The sequence below is a fragment of the Sorangium sp. So ce119 genome (assembly GCF_051524405.1).
Classification (GTDB): domain Bacteria; phylum Myxococcota_A; class Polyangia; order Polyangiales; family Polyangiaceae; genus Sorangium; species Sorangium cellulosum_G.
This window is the reverse complement of record NZ_CP150310.1, coordinates 3917622-3943591: the sequence shown is the minus strand read 5'-3', so window position 1 is coordinate 3943591 and position 25970 is coordinate 3917622. Positions and strand designations below refer to the sequence as shown.

The following is a 25970-nucleotide window of genomic DNA, read 5'->3' as shown; positions in this document are numbered from 1 at the left end:
GCAGGGCGCGAGCGGCGCGTCCGCGCCGCGGACCGCTCGACGCGCTAGCGCGCGCGCTCAACCCCAGGCGATCGACCAGCTGCACCGCGGCGACCCGCGGTGCCTGCACGCCGTGTGCTCGACCGCGATGCGCCGGCTGCCGGAGAGCGCGAGGCCCGCCTCGATCCAGCCCGAGATCCCCTGGCTGCACATGTAGAGCGGCAGACCGCCGCCCACGAGCGTGGCCGTCCCCGCGACATCGCTGGTCGCCTTCACGGTGAAGTCGCCGTATTTGAAGTATGTCCTGTACACGAGGCCGAAGCGCTTGAAGAGCAGCGACGGCGAGCCCGCCATCGTCTTGTAGACGGTCGTCAGATCGTTCCGGGCGACGTCCGCGCCGAAGTGGCGCATCTTCTCCATCCTGCCGGCAAACAGCCCGTTCAGGAGCGCGCAGTCGAGCTCGATGAGCGGCCCGAAGTCGTTCCAGGTCGAGGGCATCGGCGGGTCATCGAGATAGCGGGCCGCCTGCGGCGAGACCCGGCGGCTCAGCTCCGCCACGACCCGCTCGCCATAGTTCTGCCGCAAGGCGACGGCGCGGGCGCTGATCAGGGTGCCTTTCACGAGGTTGCCCTCGCCGAGGATCCGCGGGTCGCCGATGAACGGGGCGAAGGCTGGCGCAAGCATACTTCGGAGCGCTCCCATCTTCTCCGAGTATAGCGGCACGTTCGCTTCGGTGTGTGACAGAACCGCGTCTTCCCCTCCTTTGTGACAGAGCCCTTTTCACACGCTTCGCGCGCCCGGTCTGCGGAGACGGACGCGCCGCGTCGTTCACTGCGCTTGAATTGCGCTCGAATCTCGACGGTAAGCACCATCGCCCAGCGCGCTGCCGCGCCAGCGCCGTCGGGCGTTATGCGCCGCGTCGAGCGCGTCGCGCAGGAAACCGACGCCGTCGGCGCGCTCTACCGTGGACGCATGGCGCTTTCCGGGTGACGCGCGGCGGGCGCATGCGCCCGGCACGACGCGTGCTAATCAGCGACGACCCACGTCGGCCGACGCGGCAGTCCGCGTCGAGCAACAACGAGAGACGGCATGCGACCGATTCAAACCATCCTCCTCACCGCGGTGCTCTCCTTGTGCCTTGTCGGAGCGTCGGCGCGCGCCGACGCAGCGCCCGTCACCGGTCACCCGCGACTCTGGCTCACGAAAGACCACCTCCCCAGGCTGCGCGGCTGGGCGGCCGACAGCCGCAACCGCATGTACAAGGAGGCCATGCTGCCCGCGCTCCAGGGCGCGATCGCGGCGTACGAGACCCGCTTCTTCCCGAATGGCCGCCCGAACCCGACCTGGCCAGACGGCGGCACCAACGCCTACGTGCAGTATCCGACCGAGGCGTATGCGGAGTTCTTCGCCTTCATGTCGCTCATCGATCCGGACGTCGCGGCGCGCCCGACGCACGCCGCCAGGGCGCGCAACCTGCTGATGTACGCCGTCGAGGAGGCGAGCAAGGGGCGCGCCGACGGGAAGCCGTTCCGCGGCGCCGGGTTCGCGACCGGCGATCGCTCGCGCTGGTGGGGTGAAGGCTTCCCGCTCACGGTGGACTGGATCTACGGCGCGACGGACGCGGGCGGCCGTCCCGTCCTCACCGCCGGCGACAAGGCCAAGGTGCGGCAGGTCTTCCTCCGGTGGATCGACGACAACCTCAAGGCCGCCACGGCGGGCAACGAGCACCCCCACCCGATCGGCGTCATGAACGATCGGGCCCTGCTCCGCGATCCGCTCCAGCTCCGGTGGGCGGCGAACAACTTCTATCTCGGCCACCTGCGCCAGGTCACGCTGATGTCGCTCGCGCTGGACGACGCGGACGACCGCCCGCTCGATCCGAACGCCCCGCCGGAGGCGCTCGGCAACACGCTGCGCAGCTACCGCGCGAACGCGACCGGCGCGTGGCTCTACCAGGCCTTCTCCGTCTTCGAGGCCCCCGAGATCGCGGCCAAGGCCCTCGGCGTCCCGCCCGACGGGCTCGGGGTGGCCAGCGGCGGCCTGCCCGTGGAGGGCTTCCTCTACGGCGGTGGCCTCGCGAGCCTCCACCAGGCGCTCCTCGCGCTCCACACGTCAGGTCACGCCACGCGCGCCCTCGCAGGACCGCAGATCGGGCTGCTGGGCAGCGGGTACTGGGACCGGTTCACGGACGGGTTCCTTCACTCGATCGCGCCGGCCCCGACAACGTACCCGTCGAGGACCGATCTCGGGCCTGTCTACGAGGCGGCGAACTACGGCGACACCCTGCGCCTCTGGGTCGAGCCGCGCTTCACCGAGGTGTTCGGCTCGCTCGGCGTCTATGACCAGCTCACGGGCAACACCGCGCGACTCCAGCGGTCGCGCTGGATCGTGGCCAACGCGTTCGAGGGCGGCGCGCCCCAGCTCTACGCGCGCACGTCGAAGGTCTGGGGCTCGCCCACCCCGAGCCGCGCCATCCTGAGCTTCATGCTCTTCGACCCGGCCGCGCCGCTCCCGCAGGACCCTCGCCCCGCGATGCCCACCGCCTTCTTCGAGCGGGCGCCGGGCCGCGGCGCCGTCCTCGCGCGCACAGACTGGACGAAGAGCGCGACGTGGTTCACCTGGCGGTGCGGCTGGGCCACCATCAATCACCAGCTCGGCGACTGCAATCAGTTCGAGCTCTACCGGAAGGGAGAGTGGCTGACCAAGGAGCACACGAGCTACTCGAACAACCTCATCGGGGCCACGGTCGATTACCACAACACGCTGTCGCTACAGAACGACAAGCCATCGCAGATTCGCTGGTACGAGAAGGAGATCGTCGCGCGAGGCGGCCAGTGGCGCGAGGGGCGCGCCGCCGGCGATCCGACCGCGCGCATGAGCCGGGGCGCGGGGTACGTGTTCGCGGAGGGGATCGCGACGGAGCTCTACAACACCCGCCAGAACGCCTGGGTGCCCGCGGACGTCGCGCGCGACATCGTCCACGCGAGCCGGTCGATCGTGTGGCTGGAGCCCGATCACGTCGTCATCTACGACCGGGCCGCGTCGCGCACCGCCGGCCGGTTCAAGCGGTTCAACCTGATGACGACCGCGGCGCCGCAGATCGCGGGCCGGACCGCCAGCGTCGTCACCCCGCGAGGGCAGACGCTGTTCGTCCAGAGCCTCTTGCCGCGGAGCGCCACCATGAAGGCCGCGCCGGTCGAGGACGTCGACGACCGGGCGCAGATGGAGCCGACGACCCACCGCCTCGTCGTCGAGGACCCCGCCGGCCCCGCGGACGTCCGCTTCCTCCACGTGCTGCAAGGCGCGGACGCCGGCGCGACGATGGACGCGGCCGTGCGGATCGAGGGCGGCCAGGGCGCCGGCTTCGAGGGCGCGCTGGTGGCCGGCAGGGCCGTCCTCTTCCGCTCGACGCTGCAGCCGAGCTCGGGCCAGCAGGCCAGCCTGGCGCCGCTGTCCTATCGGGTGCCCGCCGCGACGCGCCGGCACGTGATCACCGGCCTGCAGCCGAGGGCCGGCTACGACGTCGTCGTCACCGCCCGGGGCGCGAGCCTGGAGGTCCGCGTCACGCCGGGCAGGGCCCACACAACGGACGACGCCGGCGTGCTCGCGTTCGGCGCGCCGTAGCGGCGCCTCGAAGGCGGCCGGCGTGACGGGATCGGGATCGCCGCGCCGGCGATCCCCCTCATGCCGGCCGGGAGAAGACCTTGTCGAGCTCCTCCTTGCCGAGCACCGGCGCCCACGGCAGGAGCTCGTACTGCGCCACCCCCTTCTGGATGAAGGGGTCGGCGTCCCGGATCTGATCCAGCGTCGCCGCGACGGCCTCGTCCGGCACCCGGAGCAGGAGCGCGCCGCCGTGGCGGGGATCGAACGGCCCTGACGCGAGCAGCGTGCCCTGCTCGAGGAGCCGCTTCAGGTAGGCGCGGTGCTCGTCGACGACCTTCAGCACCTCGTCGAGCGGCCGCCGGTAACGAATGATCGCAATCGCGTACATGATTCCTCCGCGCGCGACTTTACCTCCTCCTCGCCGCTACACGGCAACGATGCCGTGCAGCGGCGCGCCGCCATTCCGTTCACCGGCGCCGCCATGCCGCGCAGGGCGCGCAGGGCGGCGCGGATGAGGCGCGGCGGTGCCGGGCGGGGAGGCTCGTGGACCGTCGTCGCACGCACCCCTTTCCCTTCGCGCTTCCGTCTGGCAGTGTGCGCGCCCTCCGCTGGAGACACATGTATGGCGCGACCCCCGAAAGCAGCACCTGCTCCCGTTCTCCCTTCCTCGCCGGCCGCCGCGCTCGCGGCGTACGGCCGCGTTGAGCCGAAGCTCCTCGAGCTCGGCCCCGAGGACCTCGTGACCGTCTACGTCGAGGTCCCCAGGGCCGTGAGCTCCGTGCTCTCCGCCCTGCCCCACCTGCGCGAGCTCCGCGACGAGATCGTCCGCGATCTCCCGAACCACCCGATCGACATGCTGGATGAGCTCGAGGACTACGCCCTCGCGGCCTGGTACGCCGACCTGCTCTACAGCACGCCCGCGACCGAACTCGACGCGAAGAAGCTCACCGAGGAGGCGGGCACGCTGCGCGAGGGGCTCCTCGTCGCGGCCGAGGCCCTCGCCTACCGGAACCTGCTCGACAAGCAGCGCGTCGCCGACATCCGCAAGGGCAAGGGCCACACGGATCTCGCGAGCGATCTCATCGCCCTCGCCGAGCTCTTCCGCGGCTCCTGGGACAAGGTCCGCGCGAAGACCGCGGTCGAGGACGCGGAGCTCGAGCGCGCCGCGGACCTCGGCGTGCGCCTGCTCGCCGCGCTCGCGGCGAGGCCCGGCAAGGGCTCGTCCGCGGCGCCGAAGATCACCGACGCCGCCGATCGCCGCGCCCGCGCGATCTCGCTGGTCGCCAAGGCCTACGAGGAGTGCCGCCGCGCCGTCGCCTACCTGCGCTGGCACGAGGGCGGCGACGGTGACCTGGCCCCGTCGCTCCTGCAGAAGCCGCGCGGCCGCCGCCCGAACGCCGAGAAGGCCGCCGCCGCGGCCGCGGCCGGCGCGTCCTCCGAGGCACCGGCGAAGCTGTCCGCCGACGAGGAGGGTTCGGCGGCCGCCGACGGCGCGCTCTCGTCGGCCGAGCCGGCGAACGACGCGGAGCCCGTCGCCAACGCCTGACCCTCGCGCGCGTCGCAGCGCCGCGCGACGCGGTGAAGCAAGGCGCGGAGGAGACGGAGCGGCCGTCCAGCCCTCCGTCACCTCCGCGCCCTCGGGTCACCGGTTCCGGCTCGACTCCTCGATGAGCTCGACCTTGTAGCCGTCCGGATCCTCGACGAACGCGATCACCGTCTTGCCGTGCTTCATCGGGCCCGGCTCGCGCGTGATCTTCCCGCCCGCGGCGCGGATGCGGTCGCAGGCCCCGTGGATGTCGTCCACGCCGAGCGCGATGTGGCCGTACGCCGTGCCGAGCTCGTATTTCTCGACGCCCCAGTTGTGCGTGAGCTCGAGCTCCGCGTGCTCCGGGTTCTTCCCGAAGCCGAGGAAGCACAGCGTGAATTTGCCCTCGGGGTAGTCCTGCCGCGACAGGAGCTGCATCCCGAGCACGTCCCTGTAGAAGCCGATCGAGCGCTCGAGATCGCCGACCCGCAGCATCGTGTGCAAGATCCTCATGCCGACTCTGTCTCCTCCCGCGGCCTCTGCGCCCGCGCGGCGCTCAGCCGTACCGCACCGAGATGATCTCCATCTCCGCCTCGCCCGCCGGCCGGCGGACCGTGATCACGTCGCCCGCGCGCTTGCCGAGGAGCGACCGACCGACCGGCGAGCGCCAGCTGATGCGCCCGGCCGCGCTGTCGATCTCGTCCTCGCCCACGATCTGGTAGGTGTGGCGCGCGCCGTCCTCGTCCTCGATCTCGACCGTCGCGCCGAAGAAGACCTTGTCGCCGCGCTGCTCGGACGGATCGACCACGACGGCCTTCTCCAGCCGCTTGGTCAGGAAGTGCATCCGCCGGTCGATCTCGCGCAGCTTCTTCTTGCCGTAGATGTACTCGGCGTTCTCGGACCGGTCGCCCTGCGCCGCCGCGTCGGCGACCTCCTGGACGATGCGCGGCCGCTCGACGGAGCGGAGCCGCGCGAGCTCCTCGGACAGCTTCCTGGCCCCGCTGGGCGTGATGTAAGCCGGGTCGGACATGGTTCGATGGCGACGGAGCCTACGCCGCGCCGCGCGGCAGATCCACCGCCGTCGCGCCCGGCGCGGGGGCGCCCCGAGCCCCCCGGGGAACGCCCCGATCTCCCCGGATCTCCACGGGATAACCGCCGCGTCGCGGACGCATGTTGACGCGACGCGGCGGCATGCTACGCGAATGAAGAACTATGCCGCGGCTGCGCGGAAGACCGGGAGGAGACCCGGCTGCCAGCGCCTGGCGCCGCGGCGACGAGGAGGTCTCCCATGTCCAATGCCCAAACCCACCAGAACCGCTACAAGGCTGACCTCCGCGAGATCCGCTTCCTCCTGTTCGAGCAGTTCCGTCTGGACGAGCTGCTGGGCAGCGCGCCGTACGACGCGTGGGGGCGCGACGAGGTCTCGATGGTGGTCGACGAGGCCTACAAGTTCGCGTGCGAGGTCTTCGGCCCGCTCAACGCGGTCGGCGATCGGGTCGGCTGTCGGATCGAGGCGGGGCAGGTAAAGACCCCGCCGGGGTTCAAGGACGCGTGGGACAAGCTGTACGAGGCCGGGTGGAAGTCGGTCTCGGTCTCGCCGACGTACGACGGGCAGGGCGGCCCGTTCACGCTCTACACGGTGGTCGAGGAGTTCCTCTGCGGCGCGAACGCGGCGCTCAACATGTACCCCGGGCTGACGTACGGGGCGGCGGAGGTGATCGAGCACTTCGGGACGCCGCGGCAGCGCGACATTTTCCTGAAGCGCATGTACGGCGGGCAGTGGAGCGGGACGATGTGCCTGACCGAGCCGCAGGCGGGCTCGGACGTCGGCTCGTCGCGCACGAGCGCGGTGAAGCAGAAGGACGGCAAGTACCTCATCCGCGGCACGAAGATCTTCATCTCGGGCGGCGACCAGGACCTCACCGAGAACGTGGTGCACCTCGTGCTCGCGCGCGTCGAGGGCGCGCCCCCCGGCACGAAGGGGCTCAGCCTCTTCGTCGTGCCGAAGTTCCGGGTGAACGACGACGGCGCGCTCGGCGAGCCGAACGACGTCCTCGTCGGCAACATCGAGCACAAGATGGGGATCAACGGGTCGTCGACGTGCGTGCTCAACTTCGGCGAGAACGACGGCTGTCTCGGGGAGCTCGTCGGCACCGTCGAGCACCAGGGCATGCCGCAGATGTTCCGGATGATGAACGGCGCGCGCATCTCCGTCGGGCTGCAGGGCGTGTCGGTCGCGTCCTCGGCGTACCTGAACGCGCTCGACTACGCGAAGGATCGCAAGCAGGGCTCGTCGATCCTCCAGTGGAAGGACGCGACCGCGCCGCGCGTGCCGATCGTCGACCACCCGGACGTGCGGCGGATGCTGCTCGACATGAAGAGCCGCGTGGAGGGCATCCGCGCGCTCATCATCAAGCTCGCGCGCCACCAGGACGCGGTCGCCGTCTACCAGGGCAAGGACGACCGCGCGGCCGCCTACAACCAGGGCCAGGTCGACCTGCTCGTGCCGCTCGTGAAGGCCTACTCGTCCGACCAGGCGTTCCGCGTCTGCGAGACGGCGATCCAGACCTTCGGCGGCGCCGGGTACACGAAGGACTACCCGGTCGAGCAGTACTGCCGCGACGCGAAGGTCTTCTCGATCTACGAGGGCACGAACCACATCCAGGCGATGGACCTCGTCGGGCGCAAGCTCGGCCAGGCCGGCGGCGCCAACCTGCAGGCCTTCCTGAACGACGTGGCCGAGTTCGTGAAGGCGCACGAGAAGCACCCCGTCCTCGCCTCGAGCGTGAAGGAGCTCCGCGAGGCGCACGAGGCCGTCGCGGGCACCGCCATGCGGCTGCTCTCGTGGTTCCAGATGGGGAAGATGCCCATGGTGCCGCTCGCCGCGAACCGCTTCCTCGAGATGATGAGCGAGCTCGCGATCGGCTGGCTCCTGCTCGACGGCGCGGCCATCGCGCTCAAGGCGCTGGAGGGCCTCCCGGCCGGCGACGCGGGCGCGAAGGACCGCGCGTTCTACGAGGGCAAGAAGCACGCGGCCCTCTACTTCGCGGCCAACGTGCTGCCGCACGCGAAGTTCTCCGCCGAGCTCCTCGGCCGCGAGGACTCGTCCGCGCTCGACATCCCGGTCGACGCGTTCGCGACCGTCTGATCGCCCGCCCCCGTCCCCTCCCCGCGCACGCCGCGCCCTCCCGCGGGCCTCGCCTCCGGGCGGGGCCGCGGCGCGCGGGCTCACTCCGGGACGGTGAGCCGCTCGGCCAGGTCCCGGAGGGGCACCGGCATGGTCGGGTCGCGCGACACGGCCATGATCTCGGCGCGGAGCGCGCGCGCCTCCGTCAGCCGGAGCCACGAGAGCGCGAGCCGCGTCATGCTCGGCAGGCCCCTCGCGAGCACCGCCCGGACGACGTCGGCCGCGGGGAACGAGAAGGCGACCTCCTCGGGCGGCAGGCCCGCGGCCCGGGCGGCCTCCTCGATGCTCGCGTCGAAGTCGTCCCGCTTCGACTCCAGCACCTCGAAGACGATCGGCCCGCCGCGGTCGGGCGCGAAGGCCTGAGCCGGCCCGCCGCCTTCGGGCGCGAAGACCCAGGCCGCCGCGCTGTCGAGCCCGATCCGCGCGCCCGACTCGAGCGTCACGAGCGGGAGGAAGCGGCCGCCCTCGATCGGCTCTCCGCCGCCGCCCTCGAGCAGCTCGCGCACGAGGTCCCTCACGCTCGCGCTCATCGCCTTCGCGCTCATGGGGCCATGTTCTCACGAAAGCCCCGGCGACGGGCAACTCGTCCGGCGCGCCCCCGCCCGGGCGCGCCGCCGCCGTAGCTCGATGCGTGCATGCGCGCTCACGCGCGTACGCCTCACGCGCGCACGCGTACGCGCGTGAGGCGGTGTCCCGCGGTGGGCGCGTCCGTCGCGCGGCGAGTCGGGTCACCGGGAACACAGCACGTCACTTTGGCTGGAAAACGCGCCGCGTCGGCCGGAATAAGGCCAGATCGCGCAGGACACGGCATGTCGATTGGGTACGTCGCTTTGGCTGGAAAACGCGCCGCGTCGGCCGGAATAAGAATAGTATGGGATTTCAATTCAAACACGACGCGGTGGTATTGGTAGGGTTCATTGCTGTTGCGACAGCGGCGACGAGCGGTTGCGCGGCGGACGAGATGGGGAACGGCACCCTGGGGGGGTACACCGAAGATAAGTTTCCCAACGAGGCCTGTGTCCCGAGCAAGAACATAGAGGGGGTCGACCCGGCGTGCGGGGTCTGGGTCGCGAGGACCGGCGACGACGGCAACGCCGGGATCCCGAGCGCGCCGCTCGAGACGATCGCCAAGGCGCTGGAGCTCGCCTGGCACCAGGGAAAGCGCGTCTATCTCTGCGCCCAGGAGTTCGAGGAGACGCTGCTCGTGCCCGGAGGAATCGAGATCTACGGCGGCCTCCATTGCAACGACAACTGGCGCTGGATCGGCGAAGCGGAGAAGACCACGATCACCGCGCCCGAGGGCGAGACGCCGCTCTCGTTCCACGGCGGCAACGGCGTCGTCGTGCTCGAGGACCTGCACGTCATCGCGCGCTCGATCCTGCCGAGCCACACGGAGCTGGCTGGCCGCTCGTCGATCGCGATGAACACCTCGGGCATCCCGCTCTACATCCGGCGGAGCACGATCGAGGCAGGCGACGGGGCGCCCGGGGCTCCAGGGGATACGTTCGAGAACAACGCTGCCGAGTCGGGGAAATCCGGCAACTTCGGCAACGCCGCGTGCACGTCGGCGACGGTGCTCGGCGGCACCCCGGTGAGCAACACCTGCGGGACGCCCGACGATCGCTCCGACGACTCTCGCGGCGGCACCGGCGGAACGGGCGGGATCGCGTCAGGCGCTGACGGGACCAACGGGGTGCCGGGCGAGTCGATGAACGGCGGGAGGGGCGAGGCCGCGTCGAGCCGCTGCACGGCCGGCGAGGACGGCGAGGACGGGGCGAACGGCGCCGCGGGCGTGGGGGCGACCGGCTTCGGCTGGCTGTTCCTGGAGGGCTATACGGGCCCTCTCGCCGGCAACGGCGCGCCCGGGAAGCCTGGGCAGGGCGGCGGCGGCGGCGGCGGCGGGAAGGGCGGGATGGGCGCGCTGATGTGCCCCTTCGCGAACTCGGCGGGCGGCGCGGGCGGCGGCTCGGGGGGCGCGGGCGGCTGCGGCGGGCTCGGCGGCATCGGCGGAGGCGCCGGCGGGGCGAGCATCGCCGTGTTCGCGGGCAGCGCGACGGCGCACTTCGACGACGTGGTGCTGAAGACCGGCCGCGGCGGCGACGGCGGAGACGGGGGCAAGGGCCAGGAGGGGGGCGAGGGCGGACCGGGCGGGTCGGGCGGCATCCTGGGCAAGGCCAGCGAGCTGAACTCCGCCTGCGCGGGGGGCCACGGCGGCAGGGGTGGCAACGGCGGCGATGGCGGCGGCGGGCTCGGTGGCCACTCGATCGCCGTGGCGTTCGCGGTCAGGGTGCCCGACCTCAAGAACACGACCGTCTCGCTCGGCGAGGCCGGCGTCGGAGGGCGCGGGGGCAGGGCCGCGTACAACGGCGCGGACGGCGTGACGGCCGAGATCTACGATATCGAGGAGGAACTCGGGCAATAGCGCGGCGCAGCCGCCCGTCCGACGGCGCCTACTCCGGCCCCGGCGCCGTGGGCCAGCTCCGGTCTTCCTGCATGCAGCGGAGCTGCGTCACGCGCCGTCCGGCCGCGGTGGTCACCGCGATCTCCTTGATGGGCGTCTCGCGCCGCGCGCGCCGGCTCAGCTTCTCGACCACGAGGAAGCCCTCCCGCTCGCCCGCGAGGAAGAGGAACTCGTCGAAGAGGTCCACGTGCGCGCCGCGCGCGCCATCCTCGGCCGTCGCGATGCGCCGCTGCGTGGCGACGCCGATCGCCAGCGTATCGCCCCGCGCGCGCACCACCATCGCCGGATCGAGCCCGCGCTGGCTCTCGTCAGGCACCGTCCAGATCTCCGCGACGTCCGCCTCGGAGAGGCGCCGCTTCATGTAGTAAAAGGCCGACTCGAGGGTGCTGTTCCGGTACGGGACGGCCCTCGATTCCATCGGATCGACGTGGTTCCGCCAGAACGCGATCAGCGCGTGCGCCCAGCGCCGTCCGTCCAGCGGGCGGTCCCGGAGCGGCCATTCCTCGGCCATCGCCTCCGCGCAGGCGCGGAGCAGCGTTGTCTCGTGGATTCCGCGCGTCGCCAGGCATCGCGCGCAGTGCATGTACGCCGTGCCCCGATCGAGAACGACGCCGCACATCGAGCAGACGTCGTTGCCATGGCCAGGGCCCATGTACCGGAGCCACCCGGCGCCGAGCGCCTGGTGAGCAGCGCGGCGCTCCTCGTTCCGAGCGAGCTCCCGCAGCCCGTGCTGGAGGGCCCTCGAGGCCGCGCGCCGCTCGTCATCTCGCTGCGTCATCCGCTGTCCTCCAGCGTGAGCCCTGTCCCCGACGGCTCCCCACAGTGTAACGCCCGAGCCTCGGCCGCGCTTCGCGGCGACCCCGGACCCCCGCGGGCCCGCGCCGGCGCCCCGGCGGAACGCGAGGGGCTCTTGTTGACATTGACTTTCACTTACGGTTTCGGTATGCGTCGGAGACATGTCGCGATTTGCGCTGTTTCTCGCACTTCCGTTGCTCTCCAACGTCGGCTGCGGGGCGGAGTCCGGAGACGACGAGCCCGATCCGCTGGCGGGCATCCAGATCATCAGCGACGACCTCAGCGACATCCCGTTGCGCGGCGCTTCCGCGGAGCAGGTGGCCCGGTTCAAGGACGGCGACAGGCTCTTCGACTTCGTCTTTCGCGAGCGCGACGGGCTCGGGCCGCTCTACATCCGCACGTCGTGCGCCGGGTGCCACGAGGGGGCCGCGCGGGGCCCGGGCGCCGTCCAGAAGATGGTGCTCGTCGAGGCCGACGGCGTGACGCCGGCGACGGACCAGGCGGGGCTCCCCTACGGCAACACGATGCGGCCGTACGGCGTCGGCGGGGCGACGATCCTCTCGCAGCCCGAGGGCACGCTGACCCTCAAGCTCTCGCAGCGCCTCGGTCCGCCGGTGTTCGGGCGCGGGTACATGGAGGCGGTCGACGACGCCGAGATCGAGCGGGTCGCGGCCGAGCAGGCCGCGCGCGGCGACGCCATCCGCGGGCGCATCAACCGCGTGGTGTTCCACTCGAAGAAGAACGCGGACGAGGCGTTCCACACCTTCGCCGAGGGCGACGAGAACCTCATCGGCCGCTTCGGGTTCAAGGCGCGGGTCGCCACGCTCGACGACTTCACGGCCGACGCGTACCAGGGCGACATGGGCATCACCTCGCCGCTCCGCCCCCACGAGCTGCCGAACCCCGACGGGCTCACGGACGACGCCAAGCCGGGCGAGGACGTGGACGTCGACACGGTGAACGCGGTGGCCGACTACATGCGCCTGCTCGAGATCCCGAGGCGCGCGCCCGCCGACGCGCGCGGCGAGGCGCTGTTCGCCGAGGCCGAGTGCGCCGCCTGCCACGTCCCCTCGCTGCGGACGCGCGCCGACTACCCGATCGCGCAGCTCGCGGACATCGACGCGCCCGTCTACACCGACTTCCTGCTGCACGACCTCGGCCCCGACCTCGCCGACGGCCTCGCCGACGAGTCCGCGAGCTCCGCCGCCTGGCGGACGGCGCCGCTCATCGGCATGCGCCACAGCACCTCGTACCTCCACGACGGCCGGGCCCGGACCATCGAGCAGGCGATCCTGCTCCACGACGGCCCGGGGTCGGAGGCCGCCGACTCGGTCGCCGCGTTCCGCGCCCTCTCCCGCGAGGATCGCGAGGCGCTCATCGACTTCGTGCGCTCGCTCTGATCGCGAGCCGCGCGATCGCGAAGATCCACCGCGCGCGCTCGCCCCGGCGAGGCGCGACAAGGAGCTCGGACATCCATGCGAATCTCTCTCCGCCTGCGGTCCGGTCTGGCCATCGCCGCCGCCGCCCTCTCGCTCCCCGCGTGCGGGAGCGACAACGAGACGCTGCTCACCGACGCGAAGTACGAGCAGAACGCCGTGCAAGACGTGAAGCTCTTCATCCAGGACAACCTCGATGCGTTCGCCGCCGCCACGGCCGAGCTCCAGGCGGCCGCGCCCGAGCCGGACGAGGACGGGTGGAGCGCGACGACCGACGAGGAGGCCGTCGACGCGATGAAGGCCGCGTGGAAAAAGGCGCGGCAGTCGTACGAGCGCGTCGAGGGCGCCATCGCGGTCATCTTCCCGGATTTCGACTACTCGACCGACGCCCGCTACGACGCGTTCATCGAGGTGACGGCCGACGACGACCTCTTCGACGACGAGGGGGTGACCGGCGTGCATGCCGTCGAGCGCATCCTCTGGGCGGACCAGATCCCGGAGCCCGTCCTCGCCTTCGAGTCGGCGCTCACGAACTACGAGGCCGCCGCCTTCCCCGCGACCGAGGCCGAGGCCGCCGCGTTCAAGGACGAGCTCTGCGCGCGCCTCGTGGCCGACGCCGAGACGATGCGGGCCGACTTCAAGAGCCTCGCGCTCGACGCGCCGTCCGCGTACCGCGGGGTGATCAACTCCATCCTCGAGCAGGTCGAGAAGACCAGCAAGGCGGCGACCGGAGAGGAGGAGTCGCGCTATGCCCAGTACACGCTGGCCGACATGCGCGCGAACGTCGCGGCCGGCGAGCGGACCTACCAGGCCTTCCAGCCGTGGGTCCTCAGCAAGGGCGCCGAGGGCGCGGAGGTCGACGAGGCGGTCCTCGCCGGCTTCGACCGGCTGTCGAGCGCGTACGACGCCGTCGAGGGCGACGCGCTGCCGCCGCTGCCCGAGGGGTGGAGCGAGCAGGCGCCGACCGAGGAGCAGCTCGCGACGCCGTTCGGGAGGCTGTTCTCGCTCGTGGAACACGAGAGCGACGACGCCACCCCGGGCACCCTCGCCTACGACATGACCCGATCCGCAGATCTCCTCGGCATCGACGCCCTTCCTTAGGCGATCGGGCGTCTGTCGGGCGAGGCGGTCGGGGGCGGCGGCCGCGTCAGGCGGCGGGGGTCCACCGGACGAGCACGCAGGTCACGTTGTCGGGGCCGCCGTGCAGGTTGGCGAGGTCGATCAGCGAGCGCGCCGTCGCGGCGAGGTCGTCGCCCTGCGCGAGCGCCTCGGCGATCTGCGGCTCGGGGACCGGACCCGAGAGGCCGTCCGAGCAGATCAGCAGGAGATCTCCGGCCTCGGGCTGCTCGAGGCGCGTCGCGACGTCCACCGTCTTTCCCATCCCGAGCGCGCGCGTCACGACGTTGCGGGCGAGCAGCGGGTCCACGTCGTCGGGGAGCTGCTCGCCGCTGTGCAGGTGCTCGTTCCAGAGCGAGTGGTCCTCGGTGAGCCGCTCGAGCCGGCGCTGGCGGTACCGGTACACCCGGCTGTCGCCGACGTGCGCGATGCACGCCGAGGTCGCGTCGGCGTAGACGCCCGCGAACGTGGTCCCCATGCCGTAGAAGCGCGGGTCGCGCTGCCCCACCTCGAAGATGCGCTCGTTGGCGCGCCAGATCGACGAGACCAGGCGCAGCTCGAGGGGCGCCGTCAGCTCGTCGTAGCCGGTCGGCTGGGTGATCTCGGTCTCGCTGTCCTTGCAGAACGACTGGACGATATCGACCGCCATCCGCGACGCGATCTCCCCGCCGGCGGCGCCGCCGATGCCGTCCGCGACGATGAAGAGGCCCAGGTCCAGGTCGACAGCAAAGCTGTCCTCGTTGTGCTCGCGCTGGCGGCCAACGTGGCTGTCACCGGCGGCTTCGATGCGGAGCGGGGGGTTCACGGAGCTTCCTCGTCGGCGGTACGTGGGGATACCCGGGCAGCATCCAGCGACCGGACGCCTCGCGCAAGTCGGGAAGGGCGCCATTCGCGCGGAGGGCGCGCGGAGGGCGCCCGCGCGCGGGCTCGTCACGTATCGTCACGAAAAACGGGCACGCGTACGCCGACCGTCACGTGCGAAGCGCGGCGGTCGCGTGCGGCGGGAGCGGCGCGAGCGGCTCGCTGCGCTGCCCGGCCGGCGGCGGGACGCTCGCCGCGAGGGCCTCGAACCGGCCGCTCTTCCATGTCACGAGCCCGCCCGAGAGGCGGGCGGCCTTGCCCGCGCGCGGGTCGGATTTCAGCCAGACCAGCGGGCGCGCGGCGAAGACGGGCTTGGTGCACGCGACGTCCTGGAAGGCGGCGGACCACGAGCCGGTGTTCCCGAAGAACAGCCCGCCCTCCCAGACGCCCTCGGGCGTGTGGGTGTGGCCGAAGACGACCGCCCTGGCGCGGTGGGCCCGGGCGACCTGGCGCGCGGCGCGGCTGACCCGCTGCCAGGTCGCGTCGAGCGGGAGCTTCGGCACGAGGCGCTCGTAGACGACGAGCCCGGCCGGCCCGACGAGCGCCGCCGGTGCGAGCCAGCCCGGCGCGAGCAGCACCCACACGAGCGCCACCGCGACGGCGAGCAGCCCCAGGATCGCCCGGTCGAGCCAGAGCTCGCGCGCGACGAGCCCGAGCCGGTCCTCGGCCGGGGGCGCGAACAGGCGGGCGTGGCGGGCCACGGCGCGGAGCGGGGCGCCCGTCTCCTGCGCGGCGGCGGCGAGGCTCTCGCGCAGCCGGGCGCGCCGCTCGGGCTCGCGCCGGCGCACGAGCTCGACCACCGTGCGGAGCGCGCCGAGGGCCCAGGCGACCGCGAGCGATCGGCGCGAGAACATGTAGTAGCGCGCCCAGTGCGCGAGGTAGCCGAACGCGGACAGCATGAACGAGCTGTCCACGTGCGGGTTGAAGTAGCCCATCCGCGAGACCAGCAGCCGGCACACGAGCGAGCCCATGGTCGGCTGGATCTCGCCCGGCTTCCGCCCGAACGGGACCATCGGGTAGCGGTAGCTGCAATACGCGTCGTACTGGTTGCCGTGCTCCACGATGATGCCGTCCGGCGTCTTGTGGAACCAGGCGCGGAACACGACGCGCGCGCCCAGCGATGCGCGCGCGTGCGCCGCGTGCGCCTCGTGCGCCTCGTGCGCCTCGTGCGCCTCGTCGGAACGCGGCGCCTCGCCCTGAGCGGCGAGCGCCGCGTCGACAACGCGGGCCCGGATCAGATCGCGCACCTCGGGCAGCGTGAGCTGAACGTCATGGTTGCCGGAGATGAACACGACGGTGTGGCCGTCCGCGACGACCCGGCCGAGCGCCTCGATGAACACCGGGTGATCCGCGAGGATCGCGCGCATGGCGGGGACCGCGTGCTCGGCGCTGCGGGGGAGGTCGTGAAAGACGCTCTTCTGGTCGATCACGCGCGGCGCGTCGAAGTCGAACACATCCCCGTTGAGCACCAGCGTGAGCTCATGGCGCCCCGCGCCGCGCGCGGTGCCCTGCGCCATCTCGTCCCGGAGCGCGTCCAGCATCGCCGCGACCTCGCTGTCGGGGGAGTAAGGAGCCTGACGGTAGCGCATCCACAGACCGTCACCCGGCTCGAGCTCACAAAGATGGATATCTGAGATTGCCACCGTATGGAGCATTCGAACAAGGTGACACACCCGCCAGTTCACGATTGTCAGGGAACTGTCACGACTCCATGTCGGGCCATGAAGGAATGGCGGGAGACAGGGCGCCGGCGCTCGGTCGGCCGGTCGTTCCACCCGGACGATCCCGCGATCCGCGTCGCGGCGTGCGCCCTGGACTGCGAGCGCTGCTGGGCGCCTGGCATCCGTGGTGGCGGCGTGTGCGAGGCCCTGCGCAGCGGGGGTCAACGAGCGCGCGAGCGCGCGAGGCCACGCCGGCTGCGGCGCGGGCGCGACAGGGCGCCTTGAGGCGCCGTGCGGGCGAGCGTGGGTATCGTGGCGATGCGCCGCGGTCACGTCCGTGCAATCGCCTGCCGCCTGGGGAGGCCCAGGCGGCAACAGCGACACGTTGCGGGGAGCGGCGGTGTGGGGGCCGATGCCTGATCGGCCATCGCGTGCCGCGCGTCAGAGCCCCTGCCGGAGCCAGGTCGGCTTTCCGTGGCGGGCTACGCGCGGCACCGGCGTTGTTTCATCGGGGCCCCGCCCCGGCCCTCTGGTCCGCTTCACGGCCGGCGTCAGCAGCCGGAGCCGTGGAGCCGGTCTCCCCGGCGGAACCGACAGGGACCCGAGAGCGCATCGTGGCGATCCTACTGGTGGCCGTGGCAGTGGTGGTGATGATGGTCGTTGCGACGGTCGTCCATGAACCTGAACATCTCATCCAGGATCTGCGCGATGGCGATGTTGTTGTTGTTGTTGTTGCTGACGATCGGGAAGCCGCCGAAGCCGCCGCCGAAGCCGCCGAGGCCGCCGAAGCCGAGGCCGCCGAGGCCGCCGCCGAAGCCGAGGCCGGGGAAGCAGCCGAAGTTCCGAGCGCCATCGCGGCCGCTCTGGCCCTGCGCGCCGCCGACCAGATCCTGCAAGCCCGCCTGCGCAGACCCCACCTGGCTGAGCTGACCGATCGGCGCTTGGCCGACCTGACCGATGGGCGCCTTGCCGAGCTGACCGACGGGCCCCTGGCCGAGCTGACCGACGGGCCCCTGGGGCCCGAGCATCCCCTTCTTGGACGGCCCGCCCTTGCTCGGCCCGTACAGGTCCTTGCTCGGCGCCTGGGCCTGGTACCCGCCCCGCTCCTCCTCCGCGCTCTCCTCGAGGGCAGCGGCGGTCGAGTCGAGCGCCTCGACCTCGTCAAGGCCCGCCTGCTCGAGATCTGCGTCCGCCGCGTCGACGGCGCACCCCGTGCCCAGCGCAGCCACCACCACCGCGAGTCCCAGCACCTTGCTCTGAATCGAGATCATGTTGTCCTCCTCAATGTCCCAAGATGGCCCGAAGCCCCGAACCATCTTGAGCTCATCGAAGAGCAGGTTGTGTGCCTCAGCCCACGTGTGCAGACACTGCCGCTTCAATATCCCACCTCCGGCCGCGCGACGCGCGAACGGCAATCTCTGGATCTTTGCAGTCGTTGGTCTTCCGATATCTCGACGCGAACACCGGCGGGACGGCCCCCGCGCGGGGCGCGTGTCGCCCACCGGCCGAGCGCGCCATGTGGGTGATGACGAACTCGCCACCATGGCGGCCGGCCCACCGCGCAGCGGGCTGCGCTCCTGTCGCGCATTCGCGCGCCTCGCCGGCGGCGCGGCCGTCGCGGAGTGTCCGAGGCCGTGCGCGGCGGGGGTCAACGAGCGCGTGAGCGCGCGAGGCCACGTCGGCTGCGGTGCGGGCGAGACAGGGCGCCTTGAGGTGGCGTGCGGGCGAGCGTGGGTATCGTGGCGATGCGCCGCGGCCACGTCCGTGGAATCGCCTGCCGCCTGGGGAGGCCCAGGCGGCAGCAGCGACACGTTGCGGGGAGCGGCGGTGTAGGGGCCGGTGCCTGCGTTGCGGGGAGCGGCGGCGTAGGGGCCGATGCCTGCGTTGCGGGGAGCGGCGGCGTAGGGGCCGATGCCAGATCGGCCATCGCGTGCCGCGCGTCAGAGCCCCTGCCGGAGCCAGGTCGGCTTTCCGTGGCGGGCTACGCGCGGCACCGGCGTTGCTTCATCGGGGTCCCGCCCCGGCCCTCTGGTCCGCTTCACGGCCGGCGTCAGCAGCCGGAGCCGTGGAGCCGGTCTCCCCGGCGGAACCGACAGGGACCCGAGAGCGCACCGTGGTGATCCTAATCACACCAGCCGTGGCGATGATGGTCGTGACGGTCGTCCCGGTTAAAATTATGGAAGAGGTGGTCCAGGATCTGCGCGATCACGATGTTGTTGTTGTTGTTGTTGCTGACGATGGGGAAGCCGCCGAAGCCGCCGCCGAAGCCGAGGCCGCCGCCGAAGCCGAGGCCGGGGAAGCAGCCGAAGTTCCGGGCGCCATCGCGGCCGCTCTGGCCCTGCGCGCCGCCGACCAGATCCTGCAAGCCCGCCTGCGCAGACCCCACCTGGCTGAGCTGACCGATCGGCGCTTGGCCGACCTGACCGATGGGCGCCTTGCCGAGCTGACCGACGGGCCCCTGGCCGAGCTGACCGACGGGCCCCTGGGGCCCGAGCATCCCCTTCTTGGACGGCCCGCCCTTGCTCGGCCCGTACAGGTCCTTGCTCGGCGCCTGGGCCTGGTACCCGCCCCGCTCCTCCTCCGCGCTCTCCTCGAGGGCAGCGGCGGTCGAGTCGAGCGCCTCGACCTCATCGAGGCCCGCCTGCTCGAGATCTGCGTCCGCCGCGTCGACGGCGCACCCCGTGCCCAGCGCAGCCACCACCACCGCGAGTCCCAGCACCTTGCTCTGAATCGAGATCATGTTGTCCTCCTCAATGTCCCAAGATGGCCCGAAGCCCCGAACCATCTTGAGCTCACCGAAGAGCAGGTTGTGTGCCTCAGCCCACGTGTGCAGGCGCTGCCACTCCAATCTCCCACCTCCGGCCTCGCCACGCGCGCGAACAAGGCAATCTCTGGATCTTTGCAGGCGTTGGTTTTCCGATATCTCGACGCGAACACCGGCGGGACGGGCCCCGCGCGGGGCGCGTGTCGCCGCGGGCCGAGCGCGCCATGCTGGAGATGACGAACTCGCCACCATGGCGGCCGGAGCCCGTCGCGCAGCGGGCTGCGCTGCTGTCGCGCATTCGCGCACATCACCGGCCGCACGGCCGTCGCGAACGCGGCGGGATGGGGCCTGTCCGGGCTCGCCCATGGACGGCGCGCGGCGCCGCGCCGCCGGTCATATGACCCGGCCGCACCGCGCCTGAGCCGTCCTGGAGATACCGAGCCTCCTGCGCCTGACCTGCTCAGGCTGCGCCGTTCGTGCATCGATGAAGGCAAGACACGAGTCGATCGACTCGGGCCGTAACCGTCCGCCTCCATCACCGCAGCTCCGCGGCGGGCGGTCCGAGACGAGCCACGCGGACATCCCCCGTCGAGCAGCAGCGTGAGCTCGTGGCGCGCGGCGCCGCGACCTCGCCGTCGGAGGCAAAGGAGCCTGACGGTGGCGCATCCACAGACAGTCGCCCCGAACGAGCTCACGAGGATGGATATCCGAGATTGCCACCGTATGGCGCATTCGAGCGCGTTGACACACCCGCCTGTTCGCGATTGTCAGGGAACGTCACGACGCCAACTCGGGCCATGGCGGAAGCGCGGGAAGCGGGGCACCGGCGCTCGGCCGGATGGTCGGGCGTTCTGCGTTATGTGCGATACAACTCGCTGCGATCGCCCTGGACTGCGAGCGCTGGATACATAGGCTCCGTGGTGGGGCGATGTGCGATGCTCTGCGCAGACACGGGTCGACGCGCGCGCGAGGCAACGCCGGCTGCGGGGCGGGAGGGGCAGGGCGCCTGGCGGCGCACGGCGGGCGAGCGCGGGTGTCGCGGCGGCCCGCCGCGGTCACGTCCCCGGCGTCCCGGCGCGCCCGGGCGCGAGGCCCAGGCGGCTGGAGAGTAGAGCTGCGGAGAGCGGCGGTGCCTTGGCCGATGCCTGATCGGCCATCGCGTGCCGCACGTGTCAGAGCCCCTGCCCGACCTCTGGCCGCTGCTTCGCGGCGCGGTGCGCGCGGCACTGGCCTGATGTCTCAGGGCCTCGCCGGCCCCGTCGTCGCTTCGCGGCCGGCGTCACCAGCCGTTCGGCGCCCTGTTTCCCCAGCCGAAGCTGGCGGGACCCGCGACCCCATAGGGGATAGCGGGGACATGGGAAGCGCCGTGGCAAGAATGGATGTCATGCGGCCAGAAGTTCGGCGGGCAGTCGCGGTGCATGTCCCGGAAGTGATCCATGAGCGCGATGACGATGTTGTTGTTGTTGTTGTTGATGGTGACAGGGGAGAAATTGCTGAAGCCGAAGCCACTGACGAACCGAGACACACCGAAGGCCGGCACGCCGAATCCGCCAAAACCCGGCACGCCGAATCCGCCGATGCCCGGCGCGCCGATCCCCCCCAGGCCCGGCACACCCACGGGCGCAGGCACCGGCTGGCCGACGGGCATCTGGCCGATCGGCACCTGGCTGATCGGCGCCTGGCTGATCGGCGCCTGGCTGATCGGCGCCTGGCCGATCGGCGCCTGGCCGAGCTGGCCAACGGGCGCCTGGCCGAGCTGACCAACGGGCGCCTGGCCGAGCTGACCAACGGGCCCCTGCGCCCCGAGCAGCCCCTTGTCCGGCACGCCCTTGCCCGGCCCGAGAAGATCCTTGCCAGGCGCCTGGAACCCGCCCCTCGCGTCCTCCTCGCCCTCCTCGAGCGCCGCGGCGGTCGAGTCGATCTCCGCGGCCTCGTCGAGGTCCGCCTGATCGAGCTCCGCGTCCGCCGCGTCGACGGCGCACCCCGTGCCCAGCGCCGCCATCACCATCGCGAGTCCCAGCACCTTGCCATGAATTGAGAGCATGTATCGTCCTCCTCGATGTCCCATGATGGCCGGAAGCCCCGAGCCATCTTGGGCTCATCGAAGAGCAGGCTGTGTGCCTCAGCCCTCGTGTGCAGACACTGCCGCTCCGAGCTCCCACCGCCGGCCTCGCCGCGGGCGCGAAAAGGCAATCTCTGGATCTGGGCAGGCGCTGGTTTTCCGATATCTCAACGCGAGCACCAGCGGGACGGCCCCCGCGCGGAGCGCGCGTCGCCCGCGGGTCGGGAGCTTCATGTTGGAGATGGCGAACTCACCACCATGGCGACCTGGGCCCGCCGCGCCGCGCGCAGCGCTCCTGTCGCGCATTCGCGCAGATCACGGGCGCCGCGGCGGTCGCGAGCGCGGCGGGATGGCCCCGCTCTCCGCTCGCACACGGACGGCGCGCGGCGCCGCGGCGCCGGCCATATGACCCGGCCGCACCGCGCCTGAGCCGTCCGGGAGACATCGAGCCTCCTGCGCCTGACCTGCTCAGGCTGCGCCCTTTGTGCATCAACGAAGGCAAAGACACGAGCCGATCGACTCGGGCCGTAACCGTCCGCCTCCATCGCCGCAGCTCCGCGGCGGGCGCTCCGAACGAGCCACGCGGAAGCGCTCATGCGCCATGAGACCACCAGAGAGGCGCAGCGGGGCGGATGTAAGCAAACATGCGCACGCCGGTTCGGGCCCGGCGAACTTACATTTACCCACGGCCGATGGGTTGGTAGAATTTTCGTCTGGAGGGCGCATGAGCGAGCCGAGCGAGACGGAAGGGGCCGACACCGGCCGCCGCTGTGTGTTGGACGCGGTCGCCACGACCGCGGCGGCCTTCGCCGCTGGTCGCGGGCCGGCGGCGCCCGCGGCGCCTCGCACCGCCGCGGAAGCGCCGCCGCGCACGCTCGGACGGACGGGCGCGCAGGTGGACGCGGTGTCGCTCGGCGGAGAGGGGATCCTCCGGACGACCGGACGCCACCGGGAGGCGGTGCCGGTGATCCTGGAGGCGCTGCGCCTCGGGGTCAGGTACTGCGACACCGCGCCTGCGTACCAGCAGAGCCAGGACTACTACGGTGAGGCCTTCCGCGCCGCCGGCCCGAAGGCGCGCGAGCAGGTCTTCCTCGCCTCCAAGACGCACGCGCGCGATCGCGACGGCGCGCTCCGGCTGCTCGACGACAGCCTGCGCCGCCTCGGGACAGACCACCTCGATCTGTGGCAATTGCACGATCTGCGCGAGCTCGACGAGCTCGACGCCATCTTCGGCAAGCGGGGCGCGATCGAGGCCGTGGAGCAGGCCAGGGCGGACGGCCGCGTGCGGCACGTGGGGATCACCGGGCACCACGATCCGCAGATCCTCGTCGAGGCGATGCGGCGTTATCCGGTCGACACGGTGCTCTGCGCGATCAACCCCGCGGATCCGGCGCGGCTCCCCTTCCTGACGACGGTGGTCGAGGAGGCGCGGCGGCGCGGCGTCGGCGTCATCGGCATGAAGATCATGGCCGCGGGCCGCCTGCTCCAGGACCGCGCGGCGAGCCCGGGTGAGCTCATCCGCTACGCCGCCAGCCACGCCGACACGGTGATCATCGGCTGCTCGTCGGTCGCCGAGGTGCGCGAGAACCTCGGCGCGCGGTCCCTCCCCTTCCCCATGCCGCCCGCCGAGCGCGCCGCGCTGGAGGCGCGGGTCGCGCCGCGCGCCGGCCGCTACGACTCGTTCAAGGCATGAGCGCCGCCTCGCCGCCCCGCGGTCTGCGGATCGGCCGCGGCCCTCACGGCGGTCCGACGTCCTTGCAGCAGCGGAATCCGAGGTGGTAGTTCGCGTGGCTGGACTTGCTCATGAGCCGCGTCCCGTGCCAGTCGGGCGCGCGCCAGCGGCAGTCGTCGGCGTGGACATCCATCGATGAGAATGCGAACCAGCTGCCTTTCATCTCGGTGAAGCCGCGATCGCCGTGCCGCGCGAGCTCGCCGGGCAAGATGGGCAGGCTCATGTGCTCGGCCACGTTGCCGTGCAGATCGAAGACGCCGAGGCTGCTCCGGCACGCGGGGAAGGCGCCCGCGGGATAGGTGTTGGAGCCGCAGCGGTCCCACCCGCCGCCCGGGCAGCCCGGCGTGCGCGAGCTCCCGGTGCCGCAGAGCGCGTGGTTCTTCTCGGGGCCATGACTCCACACCTTCTCGCGCAGCAGGTTGTGATGCCAGCTCGCCTCGTCGCGCGGCCTCTCCCACTCGTACTCGACGTCGGGCTCCCTCAGGGCGCCGGCGCACGCGCCCTCCCACTCGTGCGCGTCGCAGATCCGCTTCCCGATCGCCCTGCACAGGAGCGCCGCCTCGCGCGCCCGGACGTGCACCACGGGGTACTCGCAGGCGATGTTGGGGAACTCGAGCTGATCGATGCAGACGCGGGCGCTCTCTCTGGTCTGCCCGCGCGTCGGGTCGAAGAGCGGCACCATCCCCGGCGCGCCGCAGGCCGGCTCGCGCGCCGGCGCGACGCCCGAGAGCGTCCGGATGCGGCGGCACTCGGATCGCGACATCGGGTGGCGCGTGAGCGCCGGGTTGCCCTGGCCGAGCACCGGCGAGGCCGCGAAGATCTCCTCCACGCGCCGCATCGCCTCGTCGGAGAGCGCGAGCTCGCGCCGCATCGCCCCGAACAGCCGGCGGCGCTGCTCGTCCAGCGTGGCAGGCGCGCTGTCCTCGTCGTCCACCGCGAGCGTCACGCGCTCGGGCGGCGGCGCGGGAGGCGTTGGCGGCGCGCGCCCCCGCAGCGCGGCTGAGACGAGGGGCGCCGCGCCGCGCGCCGCCGGCGTGGGCGCGAGCGCCCCGATCCACACGACCACGCCCGCGGCGGCCACGACCGCGACGGCCGCGCCCGCGGCGACGACGGCGGCGGCCTTTCCGCGGCCGCGCCCGCGCGCGGGCGCCTGGGCGGCGCGCACGCCGGCCGACAGCGCGGGCAGCGGATCGCTCGGCGCGGGCGGCCGTGGCGCGCATGCCGGCTCTCTCGGCGTCTCGGGGCAGGACATCGGCGCGCGATCTCGCGCTACCAGCTACGAGCATCCATCGATTCCGGCAAATTTCGGGGCGCGCGCGGCCGCTTTCCGGCCCGATCGGCGGCTTGACGGTGCTGCCCGGGGCACGTCAAATGGGACGCTGTGCGAAGGGCGGCGCTCCGAGTCCTCTACCTGGCGCTCTTGCCGGTGTTCGTCCTGTTCGCGCTGGCCCTCGCCCCCGCCGTGGTCGCCTCGCGCCTCGCGAGCCGAGGCCACGTGTGGCGGCCGGAGACGTGGAAGAAGATCTCCTACGGGAGCCGCTATTTCCGGTCCTCGTTCCGGGGGAGGCTCGGCGAGATGGTCGACGTCATCGACGTCCTCCGCGATCGCCTGATCCTGCTGTTCGTCGTCGTCGCCGCGCTCTGCGTCCTCGGCGGGCTGGTCGTGCACCTGCTCGACATCGGCGTCCCGAGCTGGGCTGCCGCGTGGCCCGAGGGGTCGATCGCCTCGTTCATCGCGTCCGATCTCGCGCTGTTCCCGGCGGGCGGCAGGCTCTCGTTCCGCAGCGGCGCCGCGCTCGTCCTGGCCGGGTGCACGGCGCTCGCCCTGCTCGCCCTCGGGATCTCGCTCTACGCCTGGCTCGCGTTCGCCCTGGGCGAGGCGACCCGCGTGATCCTGCGGTATGGCGGCGCGGCGACGCTCTTCCCCGACCCCGGGGACGCCATCCCGGGCGGGCGGCTCGTGCTCTGCCAGATCTCCGATCTGCACATCACCGCGGACGGCCGCGAGCCGTACGAGCTCGAGGAGGGGTCGGCGGCGTGGCCCGAGGGGGTCCCTCGCCCCGACACCGCCGAGCTGACGGGCCGCCTCCGGCGGCTGGTCGCGGAGATCGCCGCCATGAATCCGCCGCTCGTGGCGCTGACGGGCGACATGACCGATCTCGGGGAGGAGGCGCAGTGGGACGCGCTCGAGGCGGCGCTCGCCGGCATCCCGGCGTCGTCGCAGGTGCTCATGGTGCCTGGCAACCACGATGTCGCCATCAACGTCGGCACGTCGCCCGATCCGTACCTCAAGAAGCGGGCGGAGCGCGAGCAGCGCTTCATCGACGTGCTCACCCGCGTGGAGCGCGGCCCGTTCCAGCCCCGCCTGCACGTCCCGGCCCGCAAGCGGGCGCGCCGGCGGCTGCGCGCGATCGCCGGCCTGTATCCGAGGCGGCTCGAGCTCGAGGGCGGTATCCGGATCTTCGGGCTCAACTCCAACCGTTACCGGTCGCGGTTCGTGGGCTCGAACGCCATCGGGCAGATCGGCGGCAGCCAGCTCCGGCGGCTGGCCCGCGCGCTCCGGCGGGGATCCGGCCCCGTCGTCGTGCTCCTGCACCACCACGTGGCGCGCCTCGCGGGGCCGATCTCGCTCAACGACACGTTCATGATCGCCATGGATGGGCCGCGCCTGCTCGAGATGCTCGCGGCGTACCAGCAGAAGAACCCGAGGAAGAACAGCGCCCTCATCCTCCACGGGCACAAGCACCTCGCGTTCTTCGGCCACTACCGCTCGAAGAGCGGCGGCCGC

Annotated in this window: 19 protein-coding genes and 1 pseudogene; 8 read left to right on the top strand and 12 right to left on the bottom strand. The window is 72.1% G+C overall.

Annotated features, from left to right (window positions below; translation table 11 throughout):
- Positions 1 to 57: 57 nt before the first annotated feature.
- A complete protein-coding gene (locus WME76_RS14765; protein ID WP_437960765.1) occupies positions 58 to 663 on the bottom strand; it encodes a hypothetical protein in 606 nt (201 codons plus the stop codon).
- Positions 664 to 1068: 405 nt separating this feature from the next.
- On the opposite strand from WME76_RS14765, the gene WME76_RS14760 reads away from it, so the two are divergent.
- Positions 1069 to 3603 carry a hypothetical protein gene (locus tag WME76_RS14760; RefSeq protein ID WP_437960764.1) on the top strand — a complete coding sequence of 845 codons (2535 nt, stop codon included), beginning with the start codon at positions 1069 to 1071 and terminating at the stop codon, positions 3601 to 3603.
- Between the two features lie 58 nt (positions 3604 to 3661).
- Here the strand turns inward: WME76_RS14760 and WME76_RS14755 are convergent, their stop codons facing one another.
- Entirely contained in the window at positions 3662 to 3970 is a 309-nt protein-coding gene (locus WME76_RS14755) for a YciI family protein (protein WP_061613976.1), read from the bottom strand.
- A gap of 234 nt (positions 3971 to 4204) precedes the next feature.
- Here WME76_RS14755 and WME76_RS14750 point away from each other — a divergent pair, with 234 nt between their 5' ends.
- Positions 4205 to 5128, top strand: a complete 924-nt coding sequence (locus tag WME76_RS14750) for a hypothetical protein (RefSeq protein ID WP_437960763.1) — start codon at positions 4205 to 4207, stop codon at positions 5126 to 5128.
- Positions 5129 to 5224: 96 nt separating this feature from the next.
- Here WME76_RS14750 and gloA read toward each other — a convergent pair whose 3' ends face one another.
- Entirely contained in the window at positions 5225 to 5620 is a 396-nt protein-coding gene (gene gloA, locus WME76_RS14745) for a lactoylglutathione lyase (protein WP_437960762.1), read from the bottom strand.
- A 43-nt stretch (positions 5621 to 5663) separates the two neighbouring features.
- The gene (gene greB / locus WME76_RS14740; protein WP_061618284.1) at positions 5664 to 6137 is read right to left on the bottom strand and encodes a transcription elongation factor GreB; all 474 of its coding nucleotides are present in this window, start codon (positions 6135 to 6137) and stop codon (positions 5664 to 5666) included.
- A gap of 258 nt (positions 6138 to 6395) precedes the next feature.
- Between greB and WME76_RS14735 the strand changes: the two genes are divergently transcribed.
- Positions 6396 to 8255: an acyl-CoA dehydrogenase gene (locus WME76_RS14735; protein ID WP_437960761.1), complete on the top strand. Its 1860-nt coding sequence runs from the start codon at positions 6396 to 6398 to the stop codon at positions 8253 to 8255.
- Positions 8256 to 8335: 80 nt separating this feature from the next.
- Here the strand turns inward: WME76_RS14735 and WME76_RS14730 are convergent, their stop codons facing one another.
- On the bottom strand, positions 8336 to 8839 hold the full coding sequence (locus tag WME76_RS14730; protein WP_437960760.1) for a hypothetical protein: 504 nt from the start codon (positions 8837 to 8839) through the stop codon (positions 8336 to 8338).
- 326 nt (positions 8840 to 9165) lie between these two features.
- On the opposite strand from WME76_RS14730, the gene WME76_RS14725 reads away from it, so the two are divergent.
- The gene (locus WME76_RS14725; RefSeq protein ID WP_437960759.1) at positions 9166 to 10716 is read left to right on the top strand and encodes a PGRS family protein; all 1551 of its coding nucleotides are present in this window, start codon (positions 9166 to 9168) and stop codon (positions 10714 to 10716) included.
- A 28-nt stretch (positions 10717 to 10744) separates the two neighbouring features.
- Here the strand turns inward: WME76_RS14725 and WME76_RS14720 are convergent, their stop codons facing one another.
- A complete protein-coding gene (locus WME76_RS14720; protein ID WP_437960758.1) occupies positions 10745 to 11533 on the bottom strand; it encodes a hypothetical protein in 789 nt (262 codons plus the stop codon).
- 178 nt (positions 11534 to 11711) lie between these two features.
- On the opposite strand from WME76_RS14720, the gene WME76_RS14715 reads away from it, so the two are divergent.
- The gene (locus tag WME76_RS14715; RefSeq protein WP_437960757.1) at positions 11712 to 12950 is read left to right on the top strand and encodes a di-heme oxidoredictase family protein; all 1239 of its coding nucleotides are present in this window, start codon (positions 11712 to 11714) and stop codon (positions 12948 to 12950) included.
- Between the two features lie 75 nt (positions 12951 to 13025).
- Entirely contained in the window at positions 13026 to 14087 is a 1062-nt protein-coding gene (locus WME76_RS14710) for an EfeM/EfeO family lipoprotein (protein WP_437960756.1), read from the top strand.
- A 46-nt stretch (positions 14088 to 14133) separates the two neighbouring features.
- On the opposite strand, the gene WME76_RS14705 is transcribed toward WME76_RS14710, so the two are convergent.
- The 5 genes from WME76_RS14705 to WME76_RS14685 all read right to left on the bottom strand — a co-directional run bounded on the left by WME76_RS14705 (position 14134) and on the right by WME76_RS14685 (position 21432).
- Entirely contained in the window at positions 14134 to 14907 is a 774-nt protein-coding gene (locus WME76_RS14705; protein WP_433936789.1) for a PP2C family protein-serine/threonine phosphatase, read from the bottom strand.
- Between the two features lie 166 nt (positions 14908 to 15073).
- Entirely contained in the window at positions 15074 to 16552 is a 1479-nt protein-coding gene (locus WME76_RS14700) for a hypothetical protein (RefSeq protein WP_437960755.1), read from the bottom strand.
- A gap of 695 nt (positions 16553 to 17247) precedes the next feature.
- On the bottom strand, positions 17248 to 17895 hold the full coding sequence (locus WME76_RS14695) for a hypothetical protein (RefSeq protein WP_437960754.1): 648 nt from the start codon (positions 17893 to 17895) through the stop codon (positions 17248 to 17250).
- A gap of 851 nt (positions 17896 to 18746) precedes the next feature.
- Positions 18747 to 19364 carry a hypothetical protein gene (locus tag WME76_RS14690; protein WP_437960753.1) on the bottom strand — a complete coding sequence of 206 codons (618 nt, stop codon included), beginning with the start codon at positions 19362 to 19364 and terminating at the stop codon, positions 18747 to 18749.
- Between the two features lie 1303 nt (positions 19365 to 20667).
- The gene (locus tag WME76_RS14685; protein ID WP_437960752.1) at positions 20668 to 21432 is read right to left on the bottom strand and encodes a hypothetical protein; all 765 of its coding nucleotides are present in this window, start codon (positions 21430 to 21432) and stop codon (positions 20668 to 20670) included.
- Between the two features lie 742 nt (positions 21433 to 22174).
- On the opposite strand from WME76_RS14685, the gene WME76_RS14680 reads away from it, so the two are divergent.
- Entirely contained in the window at positions 22175 to 23143 is a 969-nt protein-coding gene (locus tag WME76_RS14680) for an aldo/keto reductase (RefSeq protein ID WP_437960751.1), read from the top strand.
- A 43-nt stretch (positions 23144 to 23186) separates the two neighbouring features.
- Here the strand turns inward: WME76_RS14680 and WME76_RS14675 are convergent, their stop codons facing one another.
- Positions 23187 to 24434: an SUMF1/EgtB/PvdO family nonheme iron enzyme gene (locus WME76_RS14675; RefSeq protein WP_437960750.1), complete on the bottom strand. Its 1248-nt coding sequence runs from the start codon at positions 24432 to 24434 to the stop codon at positions 23187 to 23189.
- A 324-nt stretch (positions 24435 to 24758) separates the two neighbouring features.
- On the opposite strand from WME76_RS14675, the pseudogene WME76_RS14670 reads away from it, so the two are divergent.
- A pseudogene (locus WME76_RS14670) lies at positions 24759 to 25916 on the top strand (metallophosphoesterase family protein); the annotation flags it as partial.
- Positions 25917 to 25970: the final 54 nt, after the last annotated feature.